Origin of the sequence: Natrinema salinisoli (assembly GCF_020405205.1) — an archaeon.
Lineage (GTDB): Archaea > Halobacteriota > Halobacteria > Halobacteriales > Natrialbaceae > Natrinema > Natrinema salinisoli.
In genome coordinates, this window is the sequence record NZ_CP084469.1 from 2,112,114 (window position 1) to 2,137,359 (window position 25,246).

Annotated in this window: 25 protein-coding genes; 7 read left to right on the forward strand and 18 right to left on the reverse strand. The window is 65.1% G+C overall.

Annotated features, from left to right (window positions below; all coding sequences use genetic code 11):
* The first annotated feature begins 203 nt into the window (after positions 1-203).
* The 3 genes from LDB05_RS10495 to LDB05_RS10505 all read left to right on the forward strand — a co-directional run bounded on the left by LDB05_RS10495 (position 204) and on the right by LDB05_RS10505 (position 3,198).
* Positions 204-749 carry a gluconate 2-dehydrogenase subunit 3 family protein gene (locus LDB05_RS10495; protein WP_226003940.1) on the forward strand — a complete coding sequence of 182 codons (546 nt, stop codon included), beginning with the start codon at positions 204-206 and terminating at the stop codon, positions 747-749.
* Positions 746-2,383 (forward strand): GMC family oxidoreductase, encoded by a 1,638-nt coding sequence (locus LDB05_RS10500; RefSeq protein WP_226003941.1) that lies wholly within the window; start codon positions 746-748, stop codon positions 2,381-2,383. The genes LDB05_RS10495 and LDB05_RS10500 overlap by 4 nt, the downstream gene beginning before the upstream one ends.
* Positions 2,384-2,448: 65 nt before the next feature.
* Positions 2,449-3,198: a dolichyl-phosphate hexose transferase gene (locus LDB05_RS10505; RefSeq protein WP_226003942.1), complete on the forward strand. Its 750-nt coding sequence runs from the start codon at positions 2,449-2,451 to the stop codon at positions 3,196-3,198.
* Between the two features lie 125 nt (positions 3,199-3,323).
* Here the strand turns inward: LDB05_RS10505 and LDB05_RS10510 are convergent, their stop codons facing one another.
* The 6 genes from LDB05_RS10510 to LDB05_RS10535 all read right to left on the reverse strand — a co-directional run bounded on the left by LDB05_RS10510 (position 3,324) and on the right by LDB05_RS10535 (position 11,242).
* Positions 3,324-4,364, reverse strand: a complete 1,041-nt coding sequence (locus LDB05_RS10510) for a pentapeptide repeat-containing protein (protein ID WP_226003943.1) — start codon at positions 4,362-4,364, stop codon at positions 3,324-3,326.
* 104 nt (positions 4,365-4,468) lie between these two features.
* The gene (locus tag LDB05_RS10515) at positions 4,469-6,673 is read right to left on the reverse strand and encodes a DUF7846 domain-containing protein (protein ID WP_226003944.1); all 2,205 of its coding nucleotides are present in this window, start codon (positions 6,671-6,673) and stop codon (positions 4,469-4,471) included.
* Between the two features lie 18 nt (positions 6,674-6,691).
* Complete coding sequence (locus LDB05_RS10520) at positions 6,692-7,825, reverse strand: extracellular solute-binding protein (RefSeq protein ID WP_226003945.1); 1,134 nt, start codon at positions 7,823-7,825, stop codon at positions 6,692-6,694.
* A gap of 25 nt (positions 7,826-7,850) precedes the next feature.
* A complete protein-coding gene (locus LDB05_RS10525) occupies positions 7,851-9,017 on the reverse strand; it encodes an alpha-1 4-glucan-protein synthase (protein ID WP_226003946.1) in 1,167 nt (388 codons plus the stop codon).
* 7 nt (positions 9,018-9,024) lie between these two features.
* Positions 9,025-10,200 carry a lysylphosphatidylglycerol synthase transmembrane domain-containing protein gene (locus LDB05_RS10530; protein ID WP_226003947.1) on the reverse strand — a complete coding sequence of 392 codons (1,176 nt, stop codon included), beginning with the start codon at positions 10,198-10,200 and terminating at the stop codon, positions 9,025-9,027.
* Between the two features lie 112 nt (positions 10,201-10,312).
* Positions 10,313-11,242, reverse strand: coding sequence for an NAD-dependent epimerase/dehydratase family protein (locus LDB05_RS10535; protein WP_226003948.1), 930 nt, complete (start codon positions 11,240-11,242; stop codon positions 10,313-10,315).
* A 397-nt stretch (positions 11,243-11,639) separates the two neighbouring features.
* Here LDB05_RS10535 and LDB05_RS10540 point away from each other — a divergent pair, with 397 nt between their 5' ends.
* On the forward strand, positions 11,640-12,236 hold the full coding sequence (locus LDB05_RS10540; RefSeq protein ID WP_226003949.1) for a winged helix-turn-helix domain-containing protein: 597 nt from the start codon (positions 11,640-11,642) through the stop codon (positions 12,234-12,236).
* Positions 12,237-12,698 carry a toxin-antitoxin system TumE family protein gene (locus LDB05_RS10545; RefSeq protein WP_226003950.1) on the forward strand — a complete coding sequence of 154 codons (462 nt, stop codon included), beginning with the start codon at positions 12,237-12,239 and terminating at the stop codon, positions 12,696-12,698.
* A gap of 143 nt (positions 12,699-12,841) precedes the next feature.
* Here the strand turns inward: LDB05_RS10545 and LDB05_RS10550 are convergent, their stop codons facing one another.
* From LDB05_RS10550 to prf1, 5 genes are all read right to left on the reverse strand, one after another.
* A complete protein-coding gene (locus LDB05_RS10550; RefSeq protein WP_226003951.1) occupies positions 12,842-13,375 on the reverse strand; it encodes a PIN domain-containing protein in 534 nt (177 codons plus the stop codon).
* Positions 13,372-13,602, reverse strand: coding sequence for a DUF7317 family protein (locus LDB05_RS10555; RefSeq protein ID WP_226003952.1), 231 nt, complete (start codon positions 13,600-13,602; stop codon positions 13,372-13,374). The genes LDB05_RS10550 and LDB05_RS10555 overlap by 4 nt, the downstream gene beginning before the upstream one ends.
* 101 nt (positions 13,603-13,703) lie before the next feature.
* Positions 13,704-13,850: a hypothetical protein gene (locus tag LDB05_RS10560; RefSeq protein ID WP_226003953.1), complete on the reverse strand. Its 147-nt coding sequence runs from the start codon at positions 13,848-13,850 to the stop codon at positions 13,704-13,706.
* Positions 13,850-14,080, reverse strand: a complete 231-nt coding sequence (locus LDB05_RS10565) for a DUF3268 family zinc-finger domain-containing protein (protein WP_226003954.1) — start codon at positions 14,078-14,080, stop codon at positions 13,850-13,852. The genes LDB05_RS10560 and LDB05_RS10565 overlap by 1 nt, the downstream gene beginning before the upstream one ends.
* A gap of 322 nt (positions 14,081-14,402) precedes the next feature.
* Complete coding sequence (prf1, locus tag LDB05_RS10570) at positions 14,403-15,662, reverse strand: peptide chain release factor aRF-1 (RefSeq protein WP_226003955.1); 1,260 nt, start codon at positions 15,660-15,662, stop codon at positions 14,403-14,405.
* Between the two features lie 189 nt (positions 15,663-15,851).
* On the opposite strand from prf1, the gene minD reads away from it, so the two are divergent.
* Entirely contained in the window at positions 15,852-16,724 is an 873-nt protein-coding gene (gene minD / locus LDB05_RS10575; RefSeq protein WP_226003956.1) for a cell division ATPase MinD, read from the forward strand.
* Positions 16,725-17,033: 309 nt separating this feature from the next.
* Complete coding sequence (locus tag LDB05_RS10580; protein WP_226003957.1) at positions 17,034-17,573, forward strand: DUF8159 domain-containing protein; 540 nt, start codon at positions 17,034-17,036, stop codon at positions 17,571-17,573.
* Positions 17,574-17,642: 69 nt separating this feature from the next.
* Here the strand turns inward: LDB05_RS10580 and argS are convergent, their stop codons facing one another.
* The 7 genes from argS to LDB05_RS10615 form a co-directional block, all read right to left on the reverse strand.
* The gene (argS, locus tag LDB05_RS10585; protein ID WP_226003958.1) at positions 17,643-19,421 is read right to left on the reverse strand and encodes an arginine--tRNA ligase; all 1,779 of its coding nucleotides are present in this window, start codon (positions 19,419-19,421) and stop codon (positions 17,643-17,645) included.
* Between the two features lie 84 nt (positions 19,422-19,505).
* Entirely contained in the window at positions 19,506-20,183 is a 678-nt protein-coding gene (udk, locus tag LDB05_RS10590; RefSeq protein WP_226003959.1) for a uridine kinase, read from the reverse strand.
* 79 nt (positions 20,184-20,262) lie between these two features.
* Positions 20,263-20,799: an NUDIX domain-containing protein gene (locus LDB05_RS10595; RefSeq protein WP_226003960.1), complete on the reverse strand. Its 537-nt coding sequence runs from the start codon at positions 20,797-20,799 to the stop codon at positions 20,263-20,265.
* A gap of 25 nt (positions 20,800-20,824) precedes the next feature.
* Positions 20,825-21,982, reverse strand: a complete 1,158-nt coding sequence (locus LDB05_RS10600; protein ID WP_226003961.1) for a pyridoxal-phosphate dependent enzyme — start codon at positions 21,980-21,982, stop codon at positions 20,825-20,827.
* A gap of 1 nt (position 21,983) precedes the next feature.
* A complete protein-coding gene (locus LDB05_RS10605; protein WP_226003962.1) occupies positions 21,984-22,943 on the reverse strand; it encodes a succinylglutamate desuccinylase/aspartoacylase family protein in 960 nt (319 codons plus the stop codon).
* 313 nt (positions 22,944-23,256) lie between these two features.
* Positions 23,257-24,081: an ABC transporter permease subunit gene (locus LDB05_RS10610; protein ID WP_250160924.1), complete on the reverse strand. Its 825-nt coding sequence runs from the start codon at positions 24,079-24,081 to the stop codon at positions 23,257-23,259.
* Between the two features lie 252 nt (positions 24,082-24,333).
* Positions 24,334-25,170 carry a proline dehydrogenase family protein gene (locus LDB05_RS10615; RefSeq protein WP_226003964.1) on the reverse strand — a complete coding sequence of 279 codons (837 nt, stop codon included), beginning with the start codon at positions 25,168-25,170 and terminating at the stop codon, positions 24,334-24,336.
* Between the last annotated feature and the right edge of the window lie 76 nt (positions 25,171-25,246).

Sequence of the window (25,246 nt, forward strand, 5' to 3'; positions counted from 1 at the left end):
CAGCGGTAGTGGTGCCGGATGCGCAATCGGTGGCGCGTGTTCGACAGTCGGTCGGACGCGACGGAATAGTTGGCGATTCTGCTCCGGGCGTCCGGATTCGCCGTGATGGACGGCTCCCGTTCGCGTTCGACCGGTACTACGCCTCGATATCGAATCGTCCCGTTCCAACGAGTATAAGGTTTAGGTTTACCTAATCCGCTCGCATGGAGCTGACCAGGCGAGACGCGATCGCCGCGCTGGCCGCACTCGGTACCGGTGGGACCCTGTCGGGCTGCGTGGCCCCACCTGGGTCGGCCCCCGGGAACGACGGTGATCCGGCGGTCGATATCGACACCGAACGGATCCAGGAAACGATGGTGGCGGCTGCCGAGGTCGTCTATCCAAGCGCAGTCTCCGGGACAACGTCGTTCGTCGAAACGTTCCTCGAGGGACGACTCGAGGACCCCTCGCACGCGGTGGCCCTCGACGAGACGGTCGCGGAACTGAACGACCTCGGTGAGAGCTGGTACGGCGGCCCATTCCCGACGCTTGCTCCGGACGATCGTGATCGGTTCCTGCGGGAAGTCGGCGCGGACACCGCCGCGGAAAACCCCGACGGGAGTACTCGCGAACGGATCCGATACTACGTGGTTAACGACCTCCTACTGGCACTGTACACGTCGCCGACGGGCGGGGAGCTGGTCGGCCTCGAGAACCCGCAGGGCCATCCCGGCGGCCTCGAGAGCTACCAGCGGGGGCCGGACGCGTGAGCGGGACTCGTCCGCCCGCCGAATCCGCGGGGCCTGTCACCGATGCGGACGCCGATCGCACGCCGGTCGAGAACGCCGACGTCTGCGTGATCGGCGCGGGTCCGGCGGGGGGAATCGTCGCGGATCGACTTGCCGAGGCGGGTCGCGAGGTCGTGATCATGGAGGCCGGACCGCGGTTCGATCCGGCCGACAGGCTCGCCAGACAGGAACGGGCGATCAGGCCGTCGTACGATCGCCAGGACGTCTGGGACGGCGACCCCGAACGCGACGCGTACTCCGCGTCGGGCGACCGACACTACCCACTGAACCGCACCCGTTCCAGGGGCGTCGGCGGCTCGACGCTTCACTGGCAGGGGATGGTCATGCGCCTTCACGAGGCCGATTTCAACTCTCGGAGCGTCCGCGGGGTCGGCGCGGACTGGCCGATCGACTACGAGGACCTCCGACCGTACTACGCCCGGGCCGAGCGGGAACTGGGGGTCGCCGGGGCCGCCGACAACCCCTTCGCGCCGCCCCGCGAGGAGCCACATCCGATGCCGGCGTTCCCGCCCTCCTATAGCGATTCGCTGTTCGCCGAAGCCTGTGACGAACTCGAGATCGCGATGCACTCCGTGCCGAACGCGCGCAACTCCGAGAGCTACGACGACCGAAGCGCCTGCGTCGGCTACGGCACCTGTCGACCGGTCTGTCCCTCCGGTGCGAAATACGACGCGAGCGTCCACGTCGAACGCGCCGAGCGCAAGGGCGCGACAGTGATCGATCGCGCGCCGGTCCAGCGCCTCGAACACGACGCCGACTCGATTTCGGCGGCCGTCTACGCCACGCCCGACGACGAGCGCCACCGGCAGGAGGCCGACGCCTTCGTCGTGGCCTGCGGCGGCGTCGAGACGCCCCGCCTGCTGCTCCTCTCGGAGTCGAGTCACTACCCCGACGGACTGGCCAACTCGAGCGGCCTCGTCGGTCGGTACTTCATGGAACACTCGTTTGCGGGCACGTTCGGCGTCCTCGACGAGCCGACCCGGCAGAACCACGTCGGCTTCCTGACCAGCGAGTCCCACCAGTTCTACGACGACGCCGACGCAGAGTACGCGCCATTCAAACTCGAGTTCTTCAACTTCGCCGGCCCCTCGCCGGTCGGCATGGCGCTGACCGGCGACGACTGGGGCGACGACCTGCTCGAGCGGATCCGCGGCGACTACGGCACCCACATCGCCATGGGAGCGCTGATCGAACAGCTCCCCCAGGAGGACAGCTACGTCGGGCTCGATCCCGAGCGGACCGACGACCGCGGCAACCCCGTCCCCGACGTCCACTGGACCGTCGGCGATCGAGCACGCCGGACGATGGAGCGGGCGAACGAGATCCAGCGAGACGTCTTCGAGGAGCTGGGTGCCGAGATCGAGTGGCAGGAGGGTCCCGAAAACACCATTCCGACCAATCACCATATGGGAACGACCCGCATGGGGAACGACCCCGCCGAGAGCGTCGTCGGCCCCGACCTGCGAACGCACGACCTCGAGAACTGCTGGATCGCCTCGAGCAGCGTCTTCCCGACCGGCGGGGCGATGAACCCGACGCTGACGATCGCGGCGCTCGCGCTGAAGGCCGCGGATCACGTGCTCGAGTCGGCGTAGCTACCGAACCCCTTTGATTTAGGCGAACCTAAAAATATAAATACGGCGGGCAGAGAGTACCGCCAATGAGTAGCGGAGAGCAGACCGAGACGACGGACGAACGCGACGGGGAGGAGTACACCTTCGACGATCTCAGCGTCGTCATGGGAACCTACAACGAGGAGGAAGCGATCGGGAAAGTGCTCTCGGACATCGAGGACGTCACCGACGGGAAGGCGGAGGTCGTCTGCGTCGACGGCTCCTCGGACCGCACGCCCGAGATCGCTCGCGAGCACGGTGCCACAGTCATCGAACAGGAGCCACAGGGGTACGGCGTCGCCGTGCGCGCGGCGATCCTCGAGCCCGATCGCCCGATCGTCGTCACGACCGACTGCGACGACACCTACCCGATGGAGCAACTGCCCGAATTCCTCGCGCTGATCAACGACGGCCACGACGTCGTCAGCGGCGATCGGCTCTACCACGGTGCCGACGCGATGCCCGGATTCAACCGCTTCGGCAATCAGGTCTTCGCGGCGGTCGCGAGCGTCCTGATGGGCACCCGCGTCCACGACACGACGACCGGCATGCGGGCCTACCGCCGCGACGTGGTCGAATCGATCGAGTGGACCGAGAACACCGGGCTCTCGGCCGAACTCCTGATACGCCCGCTGATGCGCGGCTACGACGTGCGCGAGCATCCCATCGAGTACCGCGAGCGCGCCGGCCAGACAAAGCTCGATCCGCTGAAAGGCGGTATGGAAATCGCCAGATCGATCGTCAAAGTCTCGCTCGAGGAGCGCCTCCGAGAGCTGCCACATCGACCGTCGCAGTAGCGATTCCGCAAGTCGACGAGTCGCGTATCGCATCCGGATTCGACGCTCGAGCGGCGGCCTCGAGGACCGATTCGGAACGGGATCGCTGTCGATCGAGTGGTGGACGCTTTTCGATCCCGGTCGGTTTAGTAGTGGACGCTTCGCGTGAGGACGAAGACCAGCAGTGCCATCAGGAGGGATCCGAGCAGGGTTTCGACACCGGCGATGGCACGAGCCCACCCGCCGACCGGCTGGATGTCGCCGTAGCCGAGCGTCGCGAAGGTAATGACGCTGAAGTAGAGGCTCTTGAGGAACGCCCGAACGAGGAGCCACCTCGGTGCATCGGTGGGGTCGTCGATCTGATACGTGACCGCACTGTCGGTCCCGACCTCTCGAATGCCGCCGGTCAGCGGATAGAGCCCCGCGCAGACGAGTATCAAGAGCAGCGACGTCGCCACGACCCGCCACGGGCTCGTCCCGTACTGCATGACCCAGCGCGAGCCGGCGAGCTTGAGCGCCTGGAGGTAGTTTCCGACCCGCCAGGCCTGCCGTCGGCGGAAGTCCATCTCGCGCAGGTAGTAGGTGTGGACCAGTTCGGGAAACGCGTTCTCGTCGTACAGCCGCTGGAGCTCCCGGTAGACCCACTGTGCGGAGTCGACTCGATCCGCGAGCACGCTGTCCGACGCCTCAACGATCCCGTCCTCGTACACCGTCCGCTCGCCGAACGCGGTTTCGAGATTGATCCGAACGTCGGTCAGGCCCGCACGATAGAGCCTCGCGTCTCGAAAGTCCGCGTCGCGGAGATCGACGAAGACGAACACCGCGTCGTGGAGGTTCGCCTTCCGGAACGACGTTCCGTGTGCATCGACGTCCCGAAACGTCGCCCGGCGGAGGTCCGTCTTCGAGAGGTCGGCACCGTCGAGGACCGCATCCGTGAAGTCCGCGCCGACGAGGGACCGACCCGCGAGAAACGACGTGCCGCTTAGCGTCGCTCCCCGAAAGTTCGCCCCGTCGAGCCGCTCGCCCGTCTCCGGCGACTCCCGTTCGTACGCCGCCATCGGAACGGCAGTCTCGGCGTGCCAGATACACCGATCGGTGTCCTCCCACGTCGGCCGCCAGCAACAGATCGCCCCTGCGCGATCGACTCCGCTAGTGCTCGTGACGTGACCGCAGCGCGGTTCGGTCATACTCCTTCTGCCGAGCAGTCGATCCCTAATGGTGGTGCCTGAATTGACCCGGCCAGCCACTTCCCGAGTCGCCGACGGTCGGAATGCGTCTCCGATACCGGGTCTCACTCCTCGAGTCGCGTTTCGAACGTCTCCCACTGGCTGTGGGTCTCCGGCCGGTCGGGGAGATAGGTTCCTTCGGTGCCGCAGTCGGTAGCGAGCCGACAGCCCGTCCGCTCGGGCGGCCAGATCGCCTCGACGCCGTCCTCGGTCGGCCGGACGGTCACCTCCTGTCGGTAGGTGTACGTCGCCCCTCCCGGCTGAACCTGGGTGATCGTCAGCACGATCTCGTCGGCCCCGTCGAACGATACCGTCTCGTTCGGCGATCGGTTCAGCGCGACGCTGCCGCGGGCGTCAGTAGCGTTCTTTCCGCCGTTGCGGCCGCCCGCCGCGTCGCGCTCGAGGGACCACCCGATTGACAGTTCGCTGTCGGGGTTGGCGACGGTGTAGCCCGCGACCTCGCCGTCGTTCTCGAGGCGAACGCGGACCCGATCGACGCGACTGGCGATTCCGACGGTGGTGGTCCCCTCGAGGCGCTCGCCCGACCGGACCGAGAGCGGTTCGATCTGGGCGACGATCTCGTCGTCGGGCGTGGCCGTCCATGCGCCCTGGTACGTGTACCGGTAATAGTCGCGGTTCGGATAGGCGTCGAGGACGGCGAAATCGCGTTCCGGAGAGCCCTCGAGCGCGTAGACCACCTCTCCGTCGAGGCCGCCGTCGTTCCGAAGGGCCTGGAACGGGTGGTTCTGCCACTGGCCGTAGGGCGCCGGCAGGAAGACCAGCGCGTTCTCGAGGTCGCGGTCCTCGAACGGCTCGTAGGCCGACTCGAACCGCTCGGTGTGGGCGGCGTTGCGCTCGACCGGGGCCGAGAGGAGGGCGGCGTTGGCCGCGCCGGCGACGAGGACGCTCACGAGCAGGGCGGAGAGGACGAGGGCGCGGGCCGTCCGGGGCGACGCGACGGCGGCGATCCGGCTCCGGAGCGCGGCGTCGCGACACCGCCGGAACCCGACGGCGACGGCGAACCCGGCGAAGATCGAGAGAGGAACGAGCAGGTCGAAGTGATAGAACGGGCCGAATTTCGAGAGCAGCCCGGTGGTCGGATCGGCGATCCCGGCGTGAACGTTGTAGTTGCCCCAGAACGCGACGTTACCGAGCGTGACGGAGCCGAAGAGCGCGGCCACCAGCAGGCCCGCAGTTCGATCGCTCTGACGCTCGCGCTCGCCGTCGGCGTCGCGACCTGGGAGCCAGCGCCACAGCGCGACTGCCGTCCCCAGCAGCGCGGTGCCCGTTCCGAGCAGCCCCGCGGTGAACCACCGGGTGGCGAAGTACCAGAGTGCAGCACCGTTCGCCTCCAGGGCGACGGCCGGCGTGTACTCGAGCGAGTGATCGAGGAGTTCGCGGTGGCCGAACCCGGGCCCATCGAGCGGGGCGAACGCGGCGTACGGGAAGGTGAGGGGTGACCCCGTGACGCGAGCGTTGTACGCGAGCGTCAATCCGACGAGAGCCAGCCCGATCGCGGCGGTCGCGACGTTCCGTCGAACGGGGTCCGGAAGCGGTCGGAATCCCCGCTGCCACCAGCGGCCGCGAACCGATCGCAGCACCGACCAGCCCGCGTGACAGATGAAGGGGAGTGCGAACAGGACGGCGGTGTACGGCCGCGCGAAGAAGGCGATCCCGATCGCGGCTCCCGCCGAGACGGCATTGCGGAGTCGCCCCGTGCGGACGCCGCGGAGGTACCACACCGCAAAGAGGAGATTCAGAAACGTGGTCGGCGCGTACGGCAGAAACACCGACGACGTGAGTAGCGTCATGGGGGCGGCAGCGAAGACGGCCGCAGCGACGACGCCGACCCATCGGTCGAACACCATCGACCCGAGGAGGTAGACGAGCGCAGTGTTGCCCACCGCAACGGCGACGAGCGTCACCCGCGGCTCGCCGAACAGCGCCATCGAGACGGCGTACATCGCGGGGATGACCGGCGAGTACTTCGAATAGAGTCGGCCGCCGTCCTGAACGAAAAACCACGGCCGGAACGCGTCGGCGAGCTCGCCGGCGTGCATCTCGAGTTGCCCCTCGAGTAGCAACGCGGCCTGCAGGAGGTAGACGCCCTCGTCGTCGTTGCTCGAGTGATAGGGGAAGAGCTCGGTCGCGAGTATTGCCACTGCGAGGCCGGCGAGACAGACGACGGCGAGTGCGGCGAGGTGGACGCGACGGACTCGGTCGGGACCGTATTCCGACGACCGAACCCAGCGAAGCGAATCGCGGATCACGAGGAGAGTGGGGACTGCTTAGATGCTGATCCCGTCGATGCTTCGCATCAGGTCTATCGTCGGCTGAAGGTCGGACAGTTCGGTCAGGTCGATGTCTTCCGGGACGTTCAGCTCGTCGATCGACGGCAGATCGCCGACCGGTTCGGCCTCGGGGATCAGCGGATACTCGAACGTTTCCACGGCGAAGAACTCCTGGGCCTCCGCCGAGAGCAGGTGGCGGATGAAGTTCTCGGCCAGATCGGGGACGTCCGTGCTGTCGATCACGGTCGCGCCCGCGACGTCGAAGGTCGCACCCGCGTCGCCCTCGGTGAACGTCGTGGCGATCGGCGCGTCCGGCGATCCCTCGAGCACCCGCTGGATGTAGTAGTGGTTCGTGAAGCCGGCGTCGATCTCGCCGTCCGCGACGGCCTGACAGACGGCCAGTTCGTCGGGATAGGACTGGATTCCGTTGTCGACGACGCTCTGGAGCCACTCGCGGGTTTCCTCTTCGCCCTGGAGGATGCGCATCGCGGTGACGAACGACTGGCAGGAGCCGTAGGAGGGGGCCCAGCCGAGGTCGCCCTCGAAGTCGGCGTAAGCGTCGATGCTCGTCGGCAGGTCGCTCTCGGAGTATTCCTCCGTATTATACGGGATCGTCCGAATGCGACCGGAGGTACCGATCCACTGATCGGTCCGGAACTCGCTGGGGACCATCTCGAGGACGTCGTCCGACAGCGACCGGGCGAGTCCCTCGCTCGCGACCTCGCCGAGTGCGGCGGAGTCGACGGTGAAGAAGACGTCCGCGTCCGTCCCCGAGCCCGCTTCGACCATCTGGTTCGCGAGATCGGCGGAGCCGCCGTAGCGCGGTCCGACGACCTCGAAATCGTCGTACTCGTCTACGAGGCTGCTGATGAGCGTTCCGACGAGGAACTCGTTTCGACCGGAGTAGATGTGCAGTTCGCCCTCGAGGTCGGGGAGCTCCGCCATCGGCGTCCCGCCGGGCGTGCCCCGACCGGCCCGCCCGGAACCGATCTGGTTGAAGACGTTGCCGCCGTCTTCGTCCTCCTCCTCGCTTCCGATTAGACCCGTACAGCCGGCCAGCCCGGCCGTGCCGATCGCAGCCGAGCCGGCGAGAAACGCTCGCCGTCCCGTGGAATCGTATTGCTTCGTCATGTGTTTTAGGCTACCCTAAATATACTTATAGGCGTCGATTCTCCACAACCGGAGCGGTGCGCTCGAGCGCCGAGAGACACTCGAGCCAGTCGCGCATGTGCTCGCCGACGTAGTTGAAGAACGCGCCGTTGTTGTACTCCTCCCAGTCGCCCTCGGCGAGTTCGTCGGCCATGTCTTCGAAGACCTCCTCGTAATCGTCCGCGTCCGAGCCGACCTCGTCGACGATGCGCCAGAGGTGTTCGTTCAGCTCGAGGCCCGGAACCTCGTTGTTGAGGTCGTCGAACGTGCTCCGGGGGGCCTTGTTGTGCTCACAGAGGGGCGCTCCGTTGTAGATGCGTTTGCCGAGGACGTCGCAGGCGCGCTTGAGGAAGACGCCCGACCAGATGTCGTCGAAGCGGCCGACCTCCCACTCGTTGTCGTCCATCGGGAGCTGGTAGAACGCCGGGATCACCTCGCGCCGGAAGGCGAGGTTCATCGAGCAGACGGTGAGGTAGTTGCGCCGCGCGGCGACGAAGTCGTCGCCGAAGTCGTCGCTCGAGGTTCGGGTCTGGGCCTGTCCCTCGAGGTCGCCGTCCATGAGGATGCGAACGGCGTCCAGGTCGGGGACGTTGGTCCACAGGCCCTGCGAAGCGACGACCTCGCCCCCGGCGATCTCGGTCGTCCCGGTTTCGACGGATTCGTTCATCGCCGAGTAGGGGTAGCCGCGCGGGTAGAGGCCGTGTTCGTCGGCGTTCTGGTAGAGGACGTTGACCCACTGCTCGTCGGAGGAGACCTCTTCGATCTCGCCCTCGAAGGCGATGTTCTCCATGTGCGTCCCGAAGAAGTCCTGATCCTCGTGGGGAAGCGTGTCGTCGTCGATGAAGAAGCCGTAGTCGAACTCGTCGTGGGCCCACATGTAGAGCAGGCCGAAGCTCGTCTCGGCGTGGCTCGCCGCCGGGACGATGTGGCCGTACTCGGCGACGTCGTGGTCCGCGTACCACTCCTCGCGACGGCTGCCGTCGAAGACCTCGCCCGAAACGCCCTCGTCCTCGAGCATCGCTTCCATCTCGTCGGTGTCACAGAAGTCCTCGGTGACGAGCACGACGTGCAGCCGCGAGAGGTCGAAGCCGTGATCGCGCGCGTTCGCGAAGTACGACCGCATGCACTCGTACTCTCGGATCGTCGGGACGACGACACAGATATCCTGACTCATTGCTCCGCTATCTTTTAGGCTCACCTAAAAACGTGTCGGTCTCCCGCGTCGCGTCTTGGCTCGAGTCCGCCGCGTCCGAAAGCGAAATCCCCAACGAGGCGACCGAACCCGCTCCGCCGACCAGCGTGACGCCGTTTTTCAGCGCGTGATCGACGATCGCCGCGGCCAGCGCCGTGCTCGCGCCGAGGGGCGTCAGCCCGACGACGAGCGCGGTGAACGCGGCCTCGTAGAGGCCCACGCCGCCCTGGGACAACGGCAATACCTTCGCGAGGTTCCCGACGCTGACGGCCAGCGTTCCCACCGCCAACAACGTGGCGACGCCGAGCCCGCTGCCCAGCGCTGCGAGGACGAGGACCGCGGTGAGCACGTCCAGCGCCCATATCAGTAGACTCCCCGCGCCGATGGTCGCCACCGCTTTCGGCTGGCGAGCGACGACCTGGACGTCACCCGCGAAGCGAAGCGCAGCCTCGAGAGCCGACTCGAGGCGCGGCCGGCCGGCGACCCGCGCCCGAAGTCGCCCACCCAGTCCGTGATTAGCCCGAGCGGAGGTGACGACGACGAATCCGACGCCGACGGTCGCCGTGCTCACGGCCGCGGCGGCGACCAGCGCGGTCCGGGCACCGCCGGCTTCCGCGACGATCTCGAGCGGGCCGGCCCCGCCCAGCGTGAGCCACACCGTCGCGACGCCCGCGAGCGCGGCGATGGTCGCCAGATCGAACACCCGTTCGACGGCCAGCGACGCGAAGCCGGTGGTGTAGGGAACGCCTCGGCGGTCGTTCATCACGTACGCGCGGACCGCGTCGCCCGCTCGCGCCGGAATCGCGAGGTTCGCGGTCTGGCTGACGAAGACGGCCAGCGTCGGGAGGACCATCCCGCCACGCTGTCCCATCGCGGCCAGTACGTCGCCGTACCGACGTCCCCGGAGCGGCCACGAGAGAGCGTAGACGACGACTGCAGCGCCGAGGAGCAGTGGATCGGCGTTCGCCATCTCGGCCCCGACGGTCCTGATATCGATCTCCCGAAGGGCGACGACCAGTCCGAGCACCACGAGTCCCGTCCCCGCAATCGTCAGTCGGCGACGAGTGACCGCGCCGGCGAGCCCGCCGCTCGCCGATCCGTCGCTCCCCGATCCCGACCCCCGGTCGGCGTCCTGCGAGCTCGAGTCCTCGCCCCCGTCGTTCATGCTCGAATCCTCTCGATCCCAGATATTTAAGCCCACCTAAAACGCGCCGGACCCGGCTCGATGGTCGCTCTCGAGGGCATTTCCGCAGCGAAAAGAAACGATCTGTCCGCGCTCAGCGGAGTTCGTCGATGATCTCCCGGGTCGACCGGCGGACCGCCTCGTCGCTCGAGAGGCGGGGCTCCCAGCCCAGCGCCGAGAGCTTCTCGATCGAGAGGCGCATCTTCGGGACGTCGCCGGTCCAGCCGCGGTCGCCGCCGGTGTACTCGTGGTCGGGGTCGACGCCCAACTCGTCGGCGACGATGGCCGCGATCCGGTCGACCGAGGTCGTCGTCCGCGTGCCGAGGTTGTAGGTGTTCATCGCGTCGTCGGCGTGTTCGACGACGTGCAATATTGCATCGAGACAGTCCTCGAGGTGCAGGTAGGACTTCTCCTGTCGGCCGTCGCCGAGAATCGTCAGGTGCTCGGGGTCGTCCCGCAGCTTCTCGATGAAATCCGGGATCACTGCCCCGCGGAGACGCGGCCCGACCACGTTCGCGAATCGGAAGTTCCAGACCGTGAGATCGTGGCTGTGCGCTCGCGCGGAGAGCAACCCTTCGTCGGCCAGCTTGCTCGCCCCGTAGGCGCTGATCGGCTCGAGCGGCGCGTAATCCTCCGGCGTCGGCCGCGGAGCCTCGCCGTAGACCGTCGAGGAGGACGTGTAGGCGATCTCGGTCACGCCGGCGTCGGCCATCGCCTCGAGAATGTTGCGCGTCATCCGCGTGTTGTCGTCGAACTGACCGTGCGGTCGATCCGTGTCGACGTGTTTCGACGCCGCGAGGTGGAAGACGAGGTCGATATCGTCGAGCTGGCCCTCGAGGGCGTCGGGGTCGGTGAGGTCTGCCTCGAGGAAGTCGGCTTCTTCGGGTACGCGGTCGCGGTCACCGTTTGACAGGTCGTCGACGATCGTTACGGCCGCGCCGTCCGCGAGCAGGCGTTCGGTCAGGTGCGACCCGATGAAACCGGCACCGCCCGTGACGAGTACGTGTCGGCTCGAGATGGACATGGTCGAAGGTTCACTGGGGCGGTGTTAATCCTGTTGTGTTTCGCCAGGTTCGTTGTTCGGACCTTCTCGATTCCGACTGCCGCACACGCTTACCAGTTTCAGTGGAATGCAGATAGAACCGGTTACAATCCAGACGCAGGCGGTTTTCCGGCTCCGACTGCCAGCAATCTATTCTAATGAATCGGGCCGTCATTTAATGTGGGTCGGAAAGAACCCTACCGATGAACTTGTTCAGCGACGTCGACTCGAGTATGATTCGGGCCGGCCATAGTGACCCGTCCGGTCCGGACATCGCGGAACGACTCGCTCCTCGAGGTCGATTCGTGAGGCCGTCAGATAACAAAGAATGGTTTTTCCGAAGAAACGATTTTATGGCTGGAGTCCGAACGATCGAGTCATGACCGAGGACGATCCAGCCCATTGGGACGGTGACGTCAACGAGGCAGTCCTCGAGGAGTGGCTCGAGTCCACCGCCAAGTTCGAGCGCGTCCGCGAGGTGGTACTCTCCACGACGACGCCGCAGTACGCGAAGGAGATCGCCGAGCGGGCCCGCGTGAGCGAACCGACTGCCCGAAAACACCTCGAGACGCTCGCGGCGGCGGGGTTCGCGGAAACCGTCGCCACTGGTCGCGGGAAGCGGTACAAACGGTCCAGACAGACGGTCGCGATGCAGCGGATCGTCGACATCCACCGAGAGCTCTCTCGGGAGGAGCTGACGGCGGGCATCAAGGACCTCCGTGCCCGAATCAGGGAGTATCAGGAGGAGTACGATGCGTCGGATCCCGACGACCTCGCGTACCAGCTCGAATCCGACGCCGACGAGGGATGGAACGCCGTCTCGGCCTGGCGGGCTGCGGAAACCGACCTCGAGGTTGCGAAAGCTGCGCTCTCGCTGTACGACTTCGATCCGGACGCCGGGACCGGAACGGGGGGAGACGGCGATTCGACCGATCGCGGATCGTTCGCCGATGGCACGCTCGACGCATCCGTTTGAATGAGGGGAATTCGTGACGAGGAGTTGTCCGCCGACGTCGGTGCGCCGGATGTCGGTGACATGGAGGTCGTCCGCGACGTCTTTCTACGGGAGGAACCGCTCGTGGCGGAGGCCGGGTTCGATTCCGTCCTGAGTCCTCGCGAGGTCGGATTGGTGTTGGACGACGGGATTGGTGACGCGGACGGGGCCCGCATCGACGTCATCTGGTACGCGTCCGGGGCGTATTCGTTTCACTACACGGATTCGGCGGGCGTTAACTGGCGCTTCGATCGCCATCCCAATCCGCATTCGCCCGAAAAGCACTTTCACGCACCTCCGGACGCGAAATCCCACGCTGCGGAGCCCTCCTGTATCACCGTCGAAGAGCCGCGGCTGGTAGCACTGGCGGTGCTAAAACTCTGGCGTCGGGCGTACGAGACCGGATCGGTGGCTCATCTCAACACCGCGGACAATCCGCCGTGAAGACAAATCCGACTGATTCGATCGCTTCAACCATTCCTCAGAAACTCCCACGGGTGCTCGATCGTCTCCGTCTCGATCCGCCGAGTAACATATCTCGAGCAGTTTCTGGCTCGCATTCGCTTGATCCTCCACAGCAAGAGAAACTAGTCCGGGGTATACTCGTCAGAAAGAACATCACTGACACTCTCAACTGGTGCGTAGTAACTGCACTCATCGACCCAGGTTGTGAGCCAACTGTCTGCTGTTTCGACACTGAGCTTCTTTCGAACAACACCACGAACGAGTATTCCGATAGAACCTGTAAGGTCGATCTCGTATGTAGAAGCAAGGTCTCGGGCTGCACCGTCATCGGTCACGAGTGTGCCACCAGTTCGATCGGCAACAACGAATGCCTCTGCCTCACCCGGGTCGAGCCGGTCTCGAATCGTTGGATACGCCTGCTCGAGTTGCTCGGGTGCACTCTTATCAAGAGAAATTTGTCCAGTCTCGATGGCCTCGAGTGCGTTCTCGAGATACGTATACCCGTTCTCGGCACCGCGTTGGAGTTCCCGTTCAACGGCAGGGGCAGTCGTTAGATTCTCGAGTACCGACGTGAGCCACGTTACCGACTCACTGCTCGCGAAGTTACTCAACACTGTTGCATCGAGAACAACCGGCGGCGAAAACGACTCGCTCATTCGATGTCGAGTGCTGTCTCGACCTCGTCCTCAAGGTCGTCCATGGTCTGTGGGCCGAGGCGAACCTCAACACCGGCCTCAGTGAGAATCTCTTTCATCTCCCATCGGGTGACGTCAGCCCGCTCTGCAGCCTTCCCGAGGGAGATTTCACCGAGCACGTAGAGCCCGATCGTGGTCGCGAGCTCCTCAGTGTGATCGGCATGGGGATTGTGGCGATCGGTTGCCATGGATTCTAGCTAAACACTCGAGCGGCAGCGTAATTAATGTGTCCTCGTCTGGCGTCGTCGAATACCGTTCTGGGTGGGTCAAACCGTACCCGTGCTAGCGGTTACTGGTCCGTGACGCGTTCGCCGTTCTCGTCGACCCCGAGTTCGCAGTCGTCACAGAGCCACCAGCCCACGATCGGATCGCGGAGCGGGAGTACTGCACCGCAGTCGGGGCAGCGCTTCGGGTTATCAGCTCGAGGCCCGCTCATCACTCGCCCGTCCCCAGCCCCCGGTCGGCGGGGTCGCACGTGACCAGAACTGGATTGACCGAGCAGCCACAGGGGTAGGCGGTCCCTGAGTAGGGGCTGCTGGCGGTGACGACGTGTACGGGGCCGCCGCAGGTGGGACACTCGGGTGGCGACGAGTCGCGGCCGTCCGTCGCGCCCGGGTCCTCGCTGGTGTCAGGACCGTCACACCTCCCGTCACGGTCGTCACACATGGCGATCGCGCCTCGTGGCCGGTATCGGCGTCGAAGCTGGTTGCGGCTGGCGATTCGGCTGTCGTGCGGGATGTTTATATCCCGGTAGAATGTACGGAATCATGCTTCCGGAATCCCTCTGGAGGGGATTTGGAAGCTAGTCTCGGGTGTCTTCAGCACCCGGGGCGTTTGCGTACGCCCCCGCTGGAGACGTAGCCTCCGCCTTAATACTCCACTCGTTGTTACTTATAACTATTGTTTCTGGTCATGCATAGATGGGTGCCCTGAGCGAGTAGCGCCACGCAACCCGCCGGATGGCGGTTGGAAGATAGAGTATTCGTCGTTAGACGCCGGTCGAGTACCGAAGGAGGCCTGCAAACCCGCCGAAGGCGTTCAGCAGTTGTTCGCCCTTCTCGAAGTCCGTCGAAATGAACTTGGTCTCGGTGCCGCGCTGTTCGGCGATGTCGATGAGGTGGTCGATCGCGTCCTCGCGAGCTTCTTCGCTCCCCTCGACGTCGGTCCCGCACTCGGTACAGGTGTGGGTCGGCGTCGACTTGCGGCGGTCGACGACCTCGCGCTCGGTGGTGTCGCACTCGGGACACTCGTAGGTAATGACGTCCTTCCGAAGGTCCTCGCTGATGAGGAGGCGGTCGACCGACCCCATCATCAGGTTCCGGCGAGTCTGCTCGAACCCGTAGGTCGCGAGGTCGCCGGCGTTGAGTTCCTCGAAGAACTCCTCCATCACCTTCTTGTCCTTCATCACCTCGGCGTCGGCCAGCGCGTCTTCCGCGTTGTCGACGAGGTCCTTCAGCCCGGACTCGTCGGTGTAGGCGACGTCGAACTTGCCCAGCACCTCGTCTTGGAGTTCGTGGTGGAGGTAGTCCCCGTCCAGGAACTCGTCTTTTGTCGGCGACGGACCGCCCACGAGAATGCCGTCTATCTCGTGGCGCTGCGGGACGAACAGGTCGTTGGCCATCCCCGCGACCTCCTGGTAGAAGTTGTCGATGGCCTCGAGTCGCAGCCGAGCGAATCGCTGGGCGGACTGGCCCCCTTTGCGCTGCTTGCCGGGAACCAGCGAGGAGGCGGACTTGACCGGCTCGATGCGTTTCCCTTTCAGCCAACCCACGTTGGCCTCGCGGCGGTCGAGGACGATCAGCCCGTAGAGGCCCTTGTCGGCGAGCATCTCCTCGAGGGGCTCGGTCAAGAAGTCGGAGTCGCAGTGATAGCGGAAGGACTCGATGGGCTGGGGCGGGCTCTCGAGGACCTTCGTGACCATGTCGGTGCGGCCGCCGCCGGAGTCGACGGCACCGGAGAAGAGCACGATGCCGTTGTCCGGCGGGTAGGTGTCGTAGTATCGCAGCCGGTCTTTGATACTCGTCAGCGCGTCCTGGACGGCCGTTCGGGTCTGCTTCGATTTGATGTTGGCCGCTTCGCTGTGTTCCTGGGTGACGTGCTGGACGACGTCACTGATCTGTCTGTCGTCGGGAATGTAGATCGTCACGAGCTGCGTCCCGGAGCCGTCGTAGTCCTTCAGGTCTTCGATGACCTTCCGGAACTCGTACTTTTTCCGGTCTGATTGCTCCTGCGCGCCCTCCTGGCTCATTAGCCGTATAAAACGGGGCTGTGGGTAAGAATCCTTTGACACACCTGTGGACGTGAGACCGAGTCGACCAGGCCGGCATACCGACGGGAACACGTTCGACGCTGGTCAGACATCTGTCGTCCGGTCGACACGGACCGTGTGGTGACGATTTAAGGTGTTCCCGTTCCACTGTTCGGACAGTACCTGAGTATGTCCCACGAGACGGTCTATGCTATTTCGAGCGGGAAGGGCGGCGTCGGCAAGACGACGACGACGGTAAACCTCGGCACGGCCCTCGCAGAGGCCGGGGAGCGCGTCGCGATCGTCGACGCCGACCTCGGCATGGCGAACCTCGCCGGGTTCGTCAGCCTCTCCCCCGACTCGACTACTCTATACGACGTATTAGCCGGAGATGCATCGATCGACGACGCCACCTATCGATTGGCGGACAACATCGTCGCCGTCCCGAGCGGCACGAGCCTCGACGAGTACGCCAAGACCTCCCCGGAGGGACTGCGCGACGTCGTCGAGGAGCTGCGATCGCAGTTCGACTACGTCTTTCTCGACGTCGGCGCCGGCATCAGTCACGAGACCGTCCTCCCGCTGGGGCTCGCCGACGCCGTCGTCCTCGTCTCGACGCCCGAACCCGCTGCCGTCCACGACACCAAGAAGACGATCGAGCTGACGGACCGATCCGGCGGCGAGGTCGCCGGCCTCGTCCTCACCAGGACTCGTCCGGACGGCGACGTCTCCCACGAGGAGATCGCCGACCGCCTCGAGGTCCCCCTGCTCGGAACGGTTCCCGAAGACCCCGCCGCCCGCGATAGCGTCTACGCCGGAACGCCGCTGGTCGTCTTCGAGCCCGAGGGGCCCGCCGCGACCGCGTACCGTCGGCTCGCAGCGGACTTGACCGGCGTCGAAACGTCGATCCCGGCGGACGACGGAACTGCGTCCGCCGGCTCGACAGGGGCGGGCGCCGACGCTGGGACTGATCCGGCCGGCGGGAACGACGACGCGACCGAACGAGAAGCGGCACACGACGACGTTTCGAGTGCGATCACGGAAGCCGAGTCGGATTCCTGAGTCGGGTCCGCGTCGACGCGACCGGGCCCGAAACGTGACGGTAAGTGGTACCTTCTCCCGTCGGTTCGCACCCCGATCGACTCCGTCGTTTCGAATGCGGTGATTACCGCCAGTTAGAGACTGTCAGCACGGGCTGACCGTCCGTCCGGTCTCGGGACCGTTTCGTCTCGGAATGGGGCCGTTTTCGACCCGTTTGTCGAACCCTTCCGACCCGGTTTTGTCGTCGTTCGTCGTACGAAACGGTCGATCTCGGGGACAGAAACGATAACGAACTGATTACTAATCATGACTGTTCTCGATGGGTGATCCATGGAGCGACGAAAGATCCTCCTCGGCAGTGGTGCAGCGCTCGCAACCGTGCTCGCGGGTTGTTCCAGTGACGAGACCGGCGACGAGTCGGGACCGAACGGCGACGATTCCGACGAATCGCTCAACGACGACAACAACAACGATGACAACAACAACGACGATACCAACGAGACTGACGGCGAAACGGACGTTCCGGGGCTCGACCGTGACAAGCTGAAACTGGACAGCGACAAGATGTCGGTCAAAGACGTCAACAAGAACGGCAAGGAGGTCGACGTCGTCGCGACGACGACCACGACCGACCCCGACACGCTGAAGAAGGAACTGCACTCGCTCGCGGAGACCATCGCCGCGGCGATCACCGACGCCGAGAAGTTCAAGGCCGAAATCAACAGTGTCACGTGGGTACTCGAGCAGGACGGCACGCAGGTGATGTCGTTCTACGTCGACGTCCAGTGGGCGCTCAAGTACATCAACGACGAGATGAGCGAGGACGAGTTCATCGAAACCGTCCTCGATACCGCCGACGAGAAGGAGTAAGTACCGCAGCGGTAGTACAGACGGCCTGTTCTTTCGATCAGAGTGACGGAGAGCCCCGGGTCGCCGGGCTTACATCGATCGCGGCGGGGCGACGCCCAGAATCGAGAGGGCGTTCGCGACCGCGTGCTTCGAGGCCGCGACCAGCGCCAGCCGCGCCTCGCGGACCTCGGGGTCGACGTCGTCGGCCAGCACCGGACACTCCCGGTAGAAGCCGTTGAACCGATCGGCGAACTCGCGCGTGTACGTCGCGATCTGATGGGGCTCGAGGTCGTCGGCGGCCTCGTCGACGACCGCCGGGAACCGCGCGATCGTCTCGAGCAGATCCCGCTCGGCCTCGGTCTCGAGGAGGTCGGCGTCGACGGCGGTCTCGACGTCGCCCATTCCCGTTTCGGGATCGATCCCGGCTTCCTCGAGGATGCCACAGCAGCGCGCGTGGACGTACTGGACGTAGGGAGCCGACTGGGCCTCGAAGTCCAGTGCGCGCTCCCACTCGAAGGTGATCGCCTTCGTCGGCTGTTTCGAGACGATGTCGTAGCGGACCGCGCCGATTCCGACCTGGTGGGCGATGCGTTCGATGTCCGCGTCGTCCAGTTCGTCGTCGCGGATGCGGTCGTCCAGCCGGTCCTCGACTTCCTCGCGGGCGCGGTCGATCGCCTCGTCGAGCAGATCGTCGAGGTCGACGCCGGTTCCCCGGCGGGTGCTCATCTTCCCCTCCGGAAGGTTGACGTAGGAGTAGAGGACCTGTCGGAGCTGGTCCGTCTCGTTGCCCAGCAGCTCGAGGGTCGTCCGGACCTGCTTGGCCTGCAGCTTGTGGTCCTCGCCCAGCACCGTCACCGCACGGTCGTAGTTGTCGAACTTCCACTCGTGGTGGGCCAGGTCGCGGGTCGCGTACAGCGACGTGCCGTCCGAGCGCAGGAAGACGAGGTTCTTGTCGATGCCGTGATCCTCGAGCTCGAGCTGCCAGGCGTCTTCCTCGTAGACCGATTCGTCGAGTTCCGTGAGGCGATCGACGAGGTCGTCGGTCGCGCCGTTTCGCATGAACCGGGTTTCCTTGACGAACTCGTCGAACTCGGCTGGCAGGCGCGCGAGACACTCCGTCATCCCGCCGAGAACCTGGTCGACGACCTCGCTGACCCGTTCGTAGGCCTCGTCGTCGCCCTTCTCCAGCCCCTGCATGATCGATTCGATCTCGGCCTCGGCCGCCTCGACCTCGGCTTCGGGCGCGTTCTCGAGGTAGGCGTTGCCCTTGCGGTAGTAGCGCACGAGATCGTACTCGATGCGGTCGCGCTCGGGCGGCTCGTCCAGGTCGTCCTCGTCGAACGTCTCGTAGGCCCAGGTGAAGACGGCCATCTGTCGCCCGGCGTCGTTGACGTAGTAGTGCCGATCGACGTCGTACCCGGCAAAATCCAGCAGATTGGCGACCGCGTCGCCGATGATCGGGTTTCGGGCGCGGCCGACGTGGACCGGCCCCGTCGGGTTCGCGCTCGTGTGTTCGACCACGACCGACTCCTCTCGGTCCGGCAGGCTACCGTAGCTGCCGTCGGTCGCGTTCGCGAGCGTGTCGGCGAGATAGGCATCGCTCGGCAGGAAGTTCAGATACGGGCCCTGCGTTTGTACCGCGGAGACGTAGGTCAGCTCGTCGGCGTCGATCTCGTCGGCGAGCTGTCCCGCGACCTGCGGCGGGGGCGCGCCTGCCTCGCCCGCAAGGCGAAAGGCGACGCTCGAGGCCAGGACGCTCGCGACGTCCTCCGGCGGTTCTTCGATTCCAAGATCGTCCGTCGGAAAGTCCAGCGTCGAGAGCGCCCCCTCGAGGGCGTCCTCGACCTCCGCGCGCAGGGAGAGGAACATACCCGCCCGTATTCAGGGCTCGAGTAAAGGAATGTCGGGTTTCGTCTCGCCGCCGTCGGGACCGCCGCTCCGACGCGACGGCCCTCAGTCCAACGACTGGTCGGTGAAGGACAGTTCCCGGTCGGGGGCGTCGGATCGGGGCGAGTCGTCCGGCAGCTCGGATTGGACCTTCTCGATCAGCAGATCGAGCGCCATGCGATTCGCGCCCTCGGGAATGATCACGTCGGCCTGCTTCTTCGTCGGGGCCACGAACCGCTCATGCATCGGTTTGACCGTCTCGAGGTACTGCTCGATGACCCCCTCGAGATCGCGCCCGCGCTCGATGACGTCCCGTTCGATCCGGCGCAGAATGCGGACGTCGGCGTCGGTCATCACGTACACCCTGAGATCGAGCAGCTCGCGGATCGCCTCGTCGTGGAGGGCGAGGATCCCCTCGAGGACGATGATGTCGGACGGCTCGACGGTGACGCGCTCGTCCGTGCGGTTGTGTACCTCGAAGTCGTACTGGGGCATCTCGATCGAACGTCCCGAGAGCAGGGTCTCGAGTTGCTCCCGGAGCAGGTCCCACTCGAACGCGTCGGGGTGGTCGTAGTTGATCTCCTCGCGCTCTTCGAACGCCAGATGCGAGAGGTCCTCGTAGTAGTTGTCGAGCGGGATTCGGGTAACGGCCTCGCCGACGGTGTCCGCGACCGTGCGCGCGACCGTCGTCTTCCCGGCTCCCGTGCCGCCGGCGATCCCGATGGCGAACGACGGTGTGCTCATCGTCCGAATCTGGATTGGGCCGCTAATGAATCCCCTGATCCCGCGTCGCAGGCCCGTCCCCTTCGGCGAGCCGCGGCGCTCACTCGAACAGCGCGGCGGCCTCCCGGAACCGCCGCTCGTGAACGGGTCGGAACGTCTCCGCCGAGGCGTCGAACTCGGCCGGCGTCCAGAACCGGGCGTCCGTGGCGTCGCTGTCGGCGACCGGCTCGCCCGCGGTGTCCGCTCGAGCGGCGACGTAGTGGACCGTCACGACGTGTTTCCCCTCTCGGGGCGGCATCGCCGACGCGCTCAGGATCTCGAGGTCCGCCGGGTTGACCGCGACGCCGGTCTCCTCTTCCAGTTCGCGTGCGGCCGCCGCCGCCGGCTCTTCGCCGATCTCCATGTGGCCGCCGGGAATCGTCCACTCCCCGACCCCCGGCGGGACGCCGCGCTCGACGCAGAGCACGGCGGGGTCCCGTCCCGATCGGTCGACCACCGCGACGCCGGCACAGGGGACCGGGTTGTGCCAGACGATCGTCTCGCAGTTCGGACAGCGCCTGCGCTCGCGGTCGTCGAACGTGATCGACTCGAGGCGGGTGGCACAATCGGGACAGAACGTCGGCGGTCGGCTGACCATCTATTCGATCACTGTCGTGGAGGGTTCAAAGCGTTTTGAATCCGCTTCCGGTCAGCGGGACCACGACGTCGTCGTCGGCGTCGAGCACGCCGTCCTCGCGGTACTGCTCGAGCGCCGCCGGGGCGACCGCACAGGTCGGTTCGACGTAGAACCCGTTGCGGTGGAGTCGATCGAGCGCGGTTTCGATCGGGTCCGATCCGAGCGCGATCGCGTCGCCGTCGGTTTCCTCGATCGCCTCGAGGATCTCGGTGCCGCGGGCGGGTTCGGTGATCCGGATCCCGTCGGCGATCGACGTTCCTTCGCCCTCCTCGTCGGTGGTGTCGCCGCCGAGTGCGCCGACGATCGGCGCGTACCCGGCCGCCTGTGCGCCGAGTAGGCGGGGCATTCCGTCGACGATACCGGCCTCGTTGAGCAGGGAAAAGCCCCGGTACGCGCCGAGGAACAGCGTCCCGTGTCCGATCGGAAGCACGACGGCGTCGGGGACGGACCACCCCTGCTGGGCGGCGACCTCGAACGCGAACGTCATCGTCCCGGCGTAGAACGCGGGGTTCCAGGCGTGGCTGGCGTACCAACCGTCGCCGGTCTGTCTCGGTGCCTCGCCGGCGTCGGGTCCGCCGTCACCGCTGCTCGAGCGGCCTTCGACGGCCTCGAGGCAGGCCGCCGTGACGTCTCCTCGGGTGCCCTCGACGCGGACGGGACGGGCGTCGGCCCGCTGGATCGCCATCAGTTTGGACTGTTTGACGTCCGCGGGGACGTAGATGTCCGCGTCGATCCCCGCCCGGGCCGCGTAGGTCGCGATCGACGCGCCCGCGTTTCCAGAGGAGTCTTCGATGACCTTGTCGACGCCCAGTTCGACGGCTCGAGAGAGGGTCGTCGTCGCCCCGCGGTCCTTGAACGAGCCCGTCGGAAAGACGTACTCGAGTTTGAACTCCGCGTCCCAGTCCGGCGCGTCGACCATCGGCGTAAAACCCTCGTAGAAGGTGACGTGCTGCTCGATCGGGAGGAACTCGAAGAACGTCCACAGACCCTCGCTGGTGTCGAGACTGTGCAGCGGGAGCGGATCTCCGTTCGGGTGGGGGCGTGCGGTGAATTCCAGCGCGTGGCCGCAGGCACAGCACCACGGTTCGTCCGGCCCGGCGTCGTAGACGGCCCCGCAGTCGGGACAGGTGAGATCGGACGCCATCTCAGTACTCACCCACGTCGGTCCCGACCGAGCAGACGTATTCGCCCGTCGCGACCTGGGGAAGCCGGCGTGCCCGCCAGAGGATCCCGTCACTGTCGGCGGTCACCTCGGCCTTCCGTTCGCCGAAGGGAGTCGTTACCTCGAACAGCGGCTCGCCGGGTTGTACCCGGTCGCCGAGCTCCTTCCGTAGCGTCACGAGCCCGCCCCCGGGTGCGCCGTACTGCTCGAACCCTCTGGCGCGGGTCTGGGTCTCGAGCGGCTGGTCGCCCTCGAGGAAGTTGTAGTATCTGAGCACGTTCCACACGCCCTCGACGCCCGTCCGAATGCTCGCCTCGTCCCAACCGACGGCGCCGCCGAGTTCCGGATCGACGGTCGGGATGCCGTCGTCGGGGGCTGCCCGGGCGAGCTGCCCGTCCGGTCCCTTCTGATCGAGTACGTAGCCACAGCCGAAGGCCTTCGCCAGCTCGAGACACTGGTCGTGGAGCCGGTGGCGCTTCCCACAGCGGACGCGGACCTCGTCTAACATGCGGCTGGTCGACCCTTGATGGAGGTCGAGGATCAGGTCGGCACGGGTCGCGGCGTCGAAGGTCGCGGCCGCGATCCGTTCGGTCGAGGTCCCGCTCTCGTTGCCGGGATACGCGCGATTCATCTTCGTGTCGTCGATCGGATTGCGGTGTTCGGCGACCTGAAACGCGTGGTAGTTGACGATCCCCACGATGAGGATCGTTCCTGAGATCTCGGCCGGATCGAGTTGCGGCACGACGCGCTGGATAACACCGACGCCGTTGAGTTCGTCGCCGTCACTGGCCGCCTGCATGTAGAGGGTCTTCCCCGAATCGCTGCCGTTCACCACGGCAACGGGCAGTCCAACGGGACTCCCATCCCGGGTCTCCCCGACCTCGAGACGGCCCGTATCGATCTCCCCGGGCCCCGCGCTCGCCGTTCCGAGCGTCGTCGTCATGTCCCTCACGATGAACCCGTTCGCCTTTATACTATCCTTTGATCTCGAGCAGCGGGCACTCGATTCGAGGTGCGGGGATCGGTCCGTTTCCCTCGTCCGGTCGGAACCGATACCTGATGCAGGTCGTCCGGATCGCGGCAGACGCCCTCCAAGTCTGGTCAGGATTTACCCCTCGATCTAGCGGTCGCAACGTCTCGAGGTCGGCCAGTTCGTCACCACTCTCGAACTGGAAAGACATCGGTCGCTCGTCTATCGTGGGACCCGGATTCTCCGTGATCTCCCACTTCCTGTACGGTTAACTGGTGTTTCCTCCTTACCGTATCTCCGTTCGTGCGAAACGTCGATAGCCGAATCCGAGCGACAGGAGGAGCCAGGCTGCGAGGATCGGGAACCCGACCCACTCCTGAAGGTAGAACGCGTCCGACACCGGATGCGCCGTGATTGCGTTTAATTCAGGGATTATCGCCCGTGTCGCGTATCCATTTGCTGCCGTCGGGTTGAGCACATAGACCAACACGACCCAGTCCGGGGGTCCGGATTCTGGCGGTACCCATCCGACCGTCACTATCTGTAGAATAGCCGTGACGGTGTCCCACCCCAACTGAAAAAGGGTGTAGAGGCCCGTCGCACCGGCAAGTGCCATAGACCGGGTGTTCATTATTGACGAGAAGCCAATGCCGATTGCGACGTACACCACCCCGTAAAAGACCGTCATCACGGTGTACAGTATGAACTCAATGGCCGCGAACGATTCGTAAGTCAGCAACGCGATGACGGCGACGACTAGATAAGCAGTGAGTATCGCCACGGTCAAGACGACGCTCCTCCCGATGAACTTCCCGAATACGATGTCACGTCGTGAGTTCGGCAAGCCGAGTGCGAGTTTGATGCTTCCACTCTCGCGCTCACCCACGACCGAGTTGTACGAAATACCCAATCCGAGCAGCGGCACGAAGAAGGCCATCGGTTGGCCCATGCTATTCAACAATGCCAGCGTACTCGTCGGGATGTCGCTCTCGCCATACATTGGGGGGACGTGTTGAATCGCCGCCCAGAACCCGGCGACGAGGACGAACAGCAGTGTGATGCTGAGTAGAACTCCCGAGCGGACGGAATCCCGAACGTCTTTTCTGATCATCGCACGAAGCGACATATATTACTGTTTATTTATGGAATCTAATGTATCTGGTGCGTGTATTCTTCGCATACACTGTGTATGGTTTCTCTCGGAATGTGGATAAACTATTATTTGAACAGAGCAGTCCACGCTGCCTGTACTAAGCGTTCGACCTTCCGTGTCGACTGCTCCTCAGTCCATGCCACATACGCGTCTTGTATTCAGCATGACTCCTGAAGCTATCACCGATTGCGGATTTCCACAGAGTCCTCCTCACCGATTGAGCACGGCACGAAGCGCGAACCGGAGGTTCTCCCGCCGTTCCATGACCCGCCGGTAGAAGTAGGACTTCCAGCGGTCGCCGTAGGGGACGTACTGATAGACGTCGTACTCCTCGGCCAACTCGTACTGGGCGTCCTCGCGCACGCCCATGAGCATCTGGATCTCGAAGTCCGTTCCGTAGCGCTCGTGGAGCGCTTTCGCGTGGTCGATCATCGCCGGATCGTGGCTCCCGACCCCGATCCCGCCGTCGTAGTGTTCGAACGCGTACTCGAGCAGCGACCGATACTCCTGATCGACCCGCGCCCCGTCCGAGTATCCGATATCAGCCGGCGGATCGTACGCGCCCTTGACGAACCGGACCTTGCCGGGGACGTCGGCGAGGCGTTCGACGTCCTCCTGCGTCCGTTTGAGGTTCGCCTGTACGCAGAGCCCGAGGCCGCCCCCGTGCGCCCGAGCGAGGTCTTCGAACGCGTCCAGGGTCGCGTCGGTGGTCGTGTGGTCTTCCATATCGATCCAGACGAACACGTCGTGCTCGTCGGCGGTGTCGACGATCGTCTCCAGTTCCGTCCGGAAGACGTCCTCGCCGAGGTCGAGTCCCAGCTGGGAGGGCTTCACCGAGATACAGGCCCCGAGGCCGGATCCCGAAATGTCGGCGACGAGCCGTCGGTATTCGGCGGTATCGTCGGCGACGGGACCGCGCTCGTCGTAGTGTTCGCCCAGCAAATTGAGGATCGCGTCGACGTTGCGGTCGTTCAATTGGCGGACGTGCTCGAGCGCGACCGCCGGTGATTCCCCCGCGACGAATTGGTTTGCGATTGGCGAGATCATAGTTGCAATATATGTCGCCACCCCCTAAGGATATTACTCCGTTTTTCGAACGGGCCTCGCCGTCGGTAAACGGGTG

Excerpts from the sequence above, each read along its gene's own strand:
- LDB05_RS10580 (WP_226003957.1), top strand. The coding sequence starts at position 17,034 with ATGGAGCGACGAAAGATCCTCCTCGGCAGTGGTGCAGCGCTCGCAACC.
- LDB05_RS10560 (WP_226003953.1), bottom strand. The coding sequence starts at position 13,850 with ATGAGCGGGCCTCGAGCTGATAACCCGAAGCGCTGCCCCGACTGCGGT.
- LDB05_RS10505 (WP_226003942.1), top strand. The coding sequence starts at position 2,449 with ATGAGTAGCGGAGAGCAGACCGAGACGACGGACGAACGCGACGGGGAG.
- udk (WP_226003959.1), bottom strand. The coding sequence starts at position 20,183 with ATGAGCACACCGTCGTTCGCCATCGGGATCGCCGGCGGCACGGGAGCC.
- LDB05_RS10510 (WP_226003943.1), bottom strand. The coding sequence starts at position 4,364 with ATGACCGAACCGCGCTGCGGTCACGTCACGAGCACTAGCGGAGTCGAT.
- LDB05_RS10595 (WP_226003960.1), bottom strand. The coding sequence starts at position 20,799 with ATGGTCAGCCGACCGCCGACGTTCTGTCCCGATTGTGCCACCCGCCTC.
- LDB05_RS10540 (WP_226003949.1), top strand. The coding sequence starts at position 11,640 with ATGACCGAGGACGATCCAGCCCATTGGGACGGTGACGTCAACGAGGCA.
- LDB05_RS10600 (WP_226003961.1), bottom strand. The coding sequence starts at position 21,982 with ATGGCGTCCGATCTCACCTGTCCCGACTGCGGGGCCGTCTACGACGCC.
- LDB05_RS10605 (WP_226003962.1), bottom strand. The coding sequence starts at position 22,943 with ATGACGACGACGCTCGGAACGGCGAGCGCGGGGCCCGGGGAGATCGAT.
- prf1 (WP_226003955.1), bottom strand. The coding sequence starts at position 15,662 with ATGAGCCAGGAGGGCGCGCAGGAGCAATCAGACCGGAAAAAGTACGAG.
- argS (WP_226003958.1), bottom strand. The coding sequence starts at position 19,421 with ATGTTCCTCTCCCTGCGCGCGGAGGTCGAGGACGCCCTCGAGGGGGCG.
- LDB05_RS10495 (WP_226003940.1), top strand. The coding sequence starts at position 204 with ATGGAGCTGACCAGGCGAGACGCGATCGCCGCGCTGGCCGCACTCGGT.
- LDB05_RS10555 (WP_226003952.1), bottom strand. The coding sequence starts at position 13,602 with ATGGCAACCGATCGCCACAATCCCCATGCCGATCACACTGAGGAGCTC.
- LDB05_RS10535 (WP_226003948.1), bottom strand. The coding sequence starts at position 11,242 with ATGTCCATCTCGAGCCGACACGTACTCGTCACGGGCGGTGCCGGTTTC.
- LDB05_RS10520 (WP_226003945.1), bottom strand. The coding sequence starts at position 7,825 with ATGACGAAGCAATACGATTCCACGGGACGGCGAGCGTTTCTCGCCGGC.
- LDB05_RS10565 (WP_226003954.1), bottom strand. The coding sequence starts at position 14,080 with ATGTGTGACGACCGTGACGGGAGGTGTGACGGTCCTGACACCAGCGAG.
- LDB05_RS10525 (WP_226003946.1), bottom strand. The coding sequence starts at position 9,017 with ATGAGTCAGGATATCTGTGTCGTCGTCCCGACGATCCGAGAGTACGAG.
- minD (WP_226003956.1), top strand. The coding sequence starts at position 15,852 with ATGTCCCACGAGACGGTCTATGCTATTTCGAGCGGGAAGGGCGGCGTC.
- LDB05_RS10615 (WP_226003964.1), bottom strand. The coding sequence starts at position 25,170 with ATGATCTCGCCAATCGCAAACCAATTCGTCGCGGGGGAATCACCGGCG.
- LDB05_RS10530 (WP_226003947.1), bottom strand. The coding sequence starts at position 10,200 with ATGAACGACGGGGGCGAGGACTCGAGCTCGCAGGACGCCGACCGGGGG.
- LDB05_RS10545 (WP_226003950.1), top strand. The coding sequence starts at position 12,237 with ATGAGGGGAATTCGTGACGAGGAGTTGTCCGCCGACGTCGGTGCGCCG.
- LDB05_RS10610 (WP_250160924.1), bottom strand. The coding sequence starts at position 24,081 with ATGATCAGAAAAGACGTTCGGGATTCCGTCCGCTCGGGAGTTCTACTC.
- LDB05_RS10550 (WP_226003951.1), bottom strand. The coding sequence starts at position 13,375 with ATGAGCGAGTCGTTTTCGCCGCCGGTTGTTCTCGATGCAACAGTGTTG.